The sequence below is a fragment of the Geobacter grbiciae genome (assembly GCF_018531165.1).
Classification (GTDB): domain Bacteria; phylum Desulfobacterota; class Desulfuromonadia; order Geobacterales; family Geobacteraceae; genus Geobacter; species Geobacter metallireducens.
On sequence record NZ_JAHDIW010000034.1, the window covers coordinates 1 to 4,215 of the forward strand.

Annotated in this window: 4 protein-coding genes; all 4 read left to right on the forward strand. The window is 48.8% G+C overall.

What is annotated here, in order from left to right; all coding sequences use genetic code 11:
* The first annotated feature begins 272 nt into the window (after positions 1-272).
* Entirely contained in the window at positions 273-554 is a 282-nt protein-coding gene (locus KJB29_RS18915) for a helix-turn-helix domain-containing protein (RefSeq protein WP_215735870.1), read from the forward strand.
* Between the two features lie 66 nt (positions 555-620).
* A complete protein-coding gene (locus KJB29_RS18920) occupies positions 621-1,766 on the forward strand; it encodes a tyrosine-type recombinase/integrase (protein WP_215735871.1) in 1,146 nt (381 codons plus the stop codon).
* A 346-nt stretch (positions 1,767-2,112) separates the two neighbouring features.
* Positions 2,113-3,462: a tyrosine-type recombinase/integrase gene (locus KJB29_RS18925; RefSeq protein ID WP_215735872.1), complete on the forward strand. Its 1,350-nt coding sequence runs from the start codon at positions 2,113-2,115 to the stop codon at positions 3,460-3,462.
* Between the two features lie 19 nt (positions 3,463-3,481).
* Positions 3,482-4,171, forward strand: coding sequence for a hypothetical protein (locus KJB29_RS18930; RefSeq protein ID WP_215735873.1), 690 nt, complete (start codon positions 3,482-3,484; stop codon positions 4,169-4,171).
* Positions 4,172-4,215 lie beyond the last annotated feature (44 nt).

Genomic DNA, 4,215 nt, shown 5'->3' on the forward strand with positions numbered 1-4,215 from the left:
CGCTGCTGCTGTTTCATGTTTACCTCCCTCTCGGTAGTTTACCAAGCGGGAGTGTCCATCGTCATCAGGATACCTCAAAATGCAAAAAATTTTTCGCCTCAATTTCACCCTACCTTACGGCAAGCGCTTCCAACTTCTTAAAGACAGTCACCTCGTTTCGGTTTCAGGTCAACACCGTCAATCTCTCTGTTTACGCTGCTTCGCGCGGTTTTGTCTGCCCGGTTTGTCATTTTCTCGGTAGGAGCTGTATTCCCCTTGATGAGGACCGACCGATGAGTACCCGGACACTTCTCACTATCGAATCTTTTGCGGAAAAGCTGAAGATCAGCCGCTCAACGGCCTATTCCTGGCTTGCCGACGGGAAGCTTGTCGTCGGCCGCCACGTGGTCCGGATCGGCCGGGTGGTGCGCGTTGTGTGGGATGATGATCTCCTTGCCCATCTGCTGGCCATTTCCGTTGACGAGGCCGAAGAGTTGCGCCCTCAATTCAAGCGCAACGGCAAGGGAGGGCGCAACCGGCTCGCCATTGATCCCAATCTGCTGGAAAGCCTCTGATAATCGGGCTATACTTCTTCCTGGACGGATTCCACAGGGGAAGGAGGTTCGAAAGGAGTTGTACCAATGGCAGGAAGCTATGCCGCGCTTAACCTGGAAGTTCTTGACAATTCAAAGAAATACGAAGGACGCATCGCCCGCAAGGGCGGGTCGAAGAAGCTCTATCTCGATTTTTTCTATCACGGAATCCGGATAGAGCGGTCAACCGGGATGGACGATACTCCACTCAACCGAGCGAAAGTCGAAAAGCTGCTTGCTGCAATCCTGGAACAAAAAAAACTTGGCACCCTGGAATTCGCCAAGCTCTTTCCCGGGGCAAGCGAGGAGGAAAAGGTCTTCCATACCCGGCTGGAGCATCGCGAATATGCTCCTGACGCGCGGGGTATTACCTTTGGCGACTATGTGACGAGGTGGTACGGGACCATCTGGCCCAATTTCCCCTCCCACACCAAAAAGGAGGATTACCGCAGCGCCATCGACTACTGGCTCCTCCCCTACTTCGGCCAGAAGTCGTTTTTCCACATTACCGGCATCGAAATGCAGAAGTTTCTGGCCACCCTGAAGCACCGGGCAGGGCCGAAAGCGGGGGAGCCGCTCTCCCGCGCAAGGGTGGTCAATGTGCTGCAGGTTTTCAAAACTATCTGGAGCGATGCCGTCGAGGAGCACCGGTGGACCCTGACCGACCCATGCCGGTCGCTGAAAAAGCATCTCCCCAAGAAGCGGAAGAAGGTGGTCGAGGTCTTCCGCTTCCACGAGTGGGGGGCCATTATCGAGGCGATGGAGCCGTACTACCGGCCGGTGGCAAAACTGATGGTTCTGACCGGGATGATCGCCTCGGAGCTTGCCGCTCTCAAGAAGACCCACATCCGGGACGGTTTCCTATACGTGGAGCAATCCATCGTCCGGGGCGAGGAGTCAGATTCCCTGAAAACCGAATACCGGGAGCGGCGCATTCCCCTTACCAGGGCCATCACCGAAATTCTGGAACAGGCGACGACAACTGCCACGGGGGAATATCTCTTCACGATGGAGAACGGTGCAACCTTCACCGCCGAAAAATTCCAGCGCCAGGTCTGGACTAGGGCACTAGCCAAGGCTGGAGTCAAGTACCGAAAACCCTACACGACCCGCCATACCTTTGCGGCGTGGGCTCTTGCCATCAGGACTGACCAGAACCGGTTGGTGAACCTCATGGGGCATGCGAGCAGATAGAGAAAAACCCCGGCCACCTGCGAAAGTTCCTGCGAAAGTCGGGGCAACAAAAAAAGAATCCCGAAGGATTCCTTATTGTTAGATGGAGCGGGAAACGGGATTCGAACCCGCGACCTTCAGCTTGGGAAGCTGACACATCGACGTTTCAGAAGTTTTCATCCTGTCTCTCACTCCATCACTACCTCATCTTATCACCTTGACTTAACTGAGTTTTTAGCCTATTTTGTATTTCCAACTGTTTCAATTTGCCTCTCTGCTTGCCAACTTCCAAACGGAAACAAAACGGAAACATGAGGTTTTTAAAAGAGCAAACGGAAACAAAACGGAAACACGAAAAGAGAGCAAAATGGGCAAACAATTCACGGAAAAAGCAATCGCTGCAGCGAAACCAAAAAGCGCGAGATACTATCTACGTGAGGGGCGTGGATTTGCCCTGCAAATCCTACCCTCCGGAGCCAAGGCTTTTGTGTACCTGTTCGAGTTGAACAAGAGCAAAGGGTACGTGCTTCTTGGACATTATCCGGACTGCTCCCTTGCGGATGCGAGGATAGCATATAACGATGCGTACAAGTTAGTGAAAAAAGGTATTGACCCCCGCGATCATAAAAAAGCAGCCATCGAGGAACAGTCCCGCTTGGCCAGCGAGGCTAAACTTCAGGCGGAGGCAATGGCCCTCGCTGCTGCTCAGCTGGAAAGAGACACCTTCGAAGCCCTGATATCGGATGAGATTCCAGAGAACTATGTCCCGGTAACCGTCGAGCAGCTTGCTGGAGTATGGTATGTCAAATACTCAAAGGAGAACCATTCGGACAGATGGCGTGAAACGATCCTCAGCGCCATCAAGACCCACATCATTCCCGGTATCGGCAAAATGGAAATCTCCTCAGTGCGACACAAGCATGCTTTGTCTCTTATCGAGCAAATTGCAACCAGGGTCCCGGGATCTGCTCGGAACGTAATGAAATTTGGCAGGCAGATGTTCAAATATGCCTGTCGTCAGGAGTGGGCAGAGATTCAACCTTTCCAAGAGATCACAGCTTCTGTTCCCAAGATTGCACCCAAAACTGATGATCGTCATCTTGACGATGACGAAATCGTGAAGGCGTGGGGAGAAATCAGCAAAGGACCAAGCTCGGCTGAAGTCAAGCGTGCGCTTAAATTGATTTTGGTAACAGCCCAGCGTCCGGGTGAAGTTGCACAAATACATCGTGACCAGATCAAGGACAGATGGTGGACTATCCCCGCAGAGGTTGCTGGCAAAAATGAACGTGAGCACAGAGTATATTTGACTGATACCGCTCTGGAACTGATCGGACAAAGCAAAGGACACATCTTCTCATCTGGTAGAGGGAAAAGAGGACACATTTCCGAGAACACTCTTTCACAAGCAATAAATCGAGGCTATTTGGACGATAATGCCGTGAAAGTTGTTGGCAATAGAAAGATCAAAGCGCGTAAAGAGCCCTACTTCGGGATGAAACCATGGTCACCGCATGATCTTCGTCGAACAGCTCGTACAAATATGGCTCGTGTCGGTATTTCAGACGAAGTTGGTGAAGAGGTCATTAATCACATCAAGCCAGGAATTGTTGGGGTATACAACAAATATCGTTACGATAACGAGAAAAAAGATGCCCTCCTCAAATGGGAAGGTCTATTACTTGAAATACTGAATAATAAACCTTCAGCAAGTTGACTTAGCGAGGTAGCACATTGTGAAGACAGCAATACAGGCCATTGAAGATTTGTTTGATATTCCGATCTACTCTACTGGTCCGGCATCTCAATTTGAGCCACTATCTGAACAAAACCTCATTTTGTTTTACAAATCATTATTAAGCATAGCCAACAGCATGTCGATGCTTTCTTCGCGACGAGTAACTCTAACATTTAGGGGTGACAGTGATATAAATCTATCGTACAAACTATCGTCAAATCGTGATCTACTTTCAGAAGATCTGTTATTTGATCTATATTTTTTCTTTGGTGAAAAAGCTAAGCATTTTTACGAAGTTAAAGATGACGAAATTGTAAATTCAAAATGGATGAAAGAAATTGAAGACTACAGCGAACATACTCTTGATTTCATTTTTGACAAAATTCAGCGTGAGCTCAAGTCAAAATCCAAAGAAATTAAGGAGTTCAAACTAGCCCATCCAGAATTTTGTGATTATTTTGGTGGTGACAACAAAGAGCGTTTCATTTCTACGCTGTCTGAAATCCCCAAATATGGTAGAGATTATTACTTGTATTTTTTGCATACAGCTGGCTGGATAGGCATATCTCAAATTTCCTTCCTTGTATCAACCAGTCTGAGTTATGACGCAGCGACAAATTTTGGGACCGATGGTAATAAGCAATATGTAACATATCCTGACACCGTGACAGCAAGTTCAGTAACTTGATTTTGTCGGCTATAACTATTTGATGTTCCTTGATAATTGAGCTA

What these genes read in the sequence shown, in the direction of transcription:
- KJB29_RS18915 (WP_215735870.1), top strand. Translation starts at nt 273, where the DNA reads ATGAGTACCCGGACACTTCTCACTATCGAATCTTTTGCGGAAAAGCTG.
- KJB29_RS18920 (WP_215735871.1), top strand. Translation starts at nt 621, where the DNA reads ATGGCAGGAAGCTATGCCGCGCTTAACCTGGAAGTTCTTGACAATTCA.
- KJB29_RS18925 (WP_215735872.1), top strand. Translation starts at nt 2,113, where the DNA reads ATGGGCAAACAATTCACGGAAAAAGCAATCGCTGCAGCGAAACCAAAA.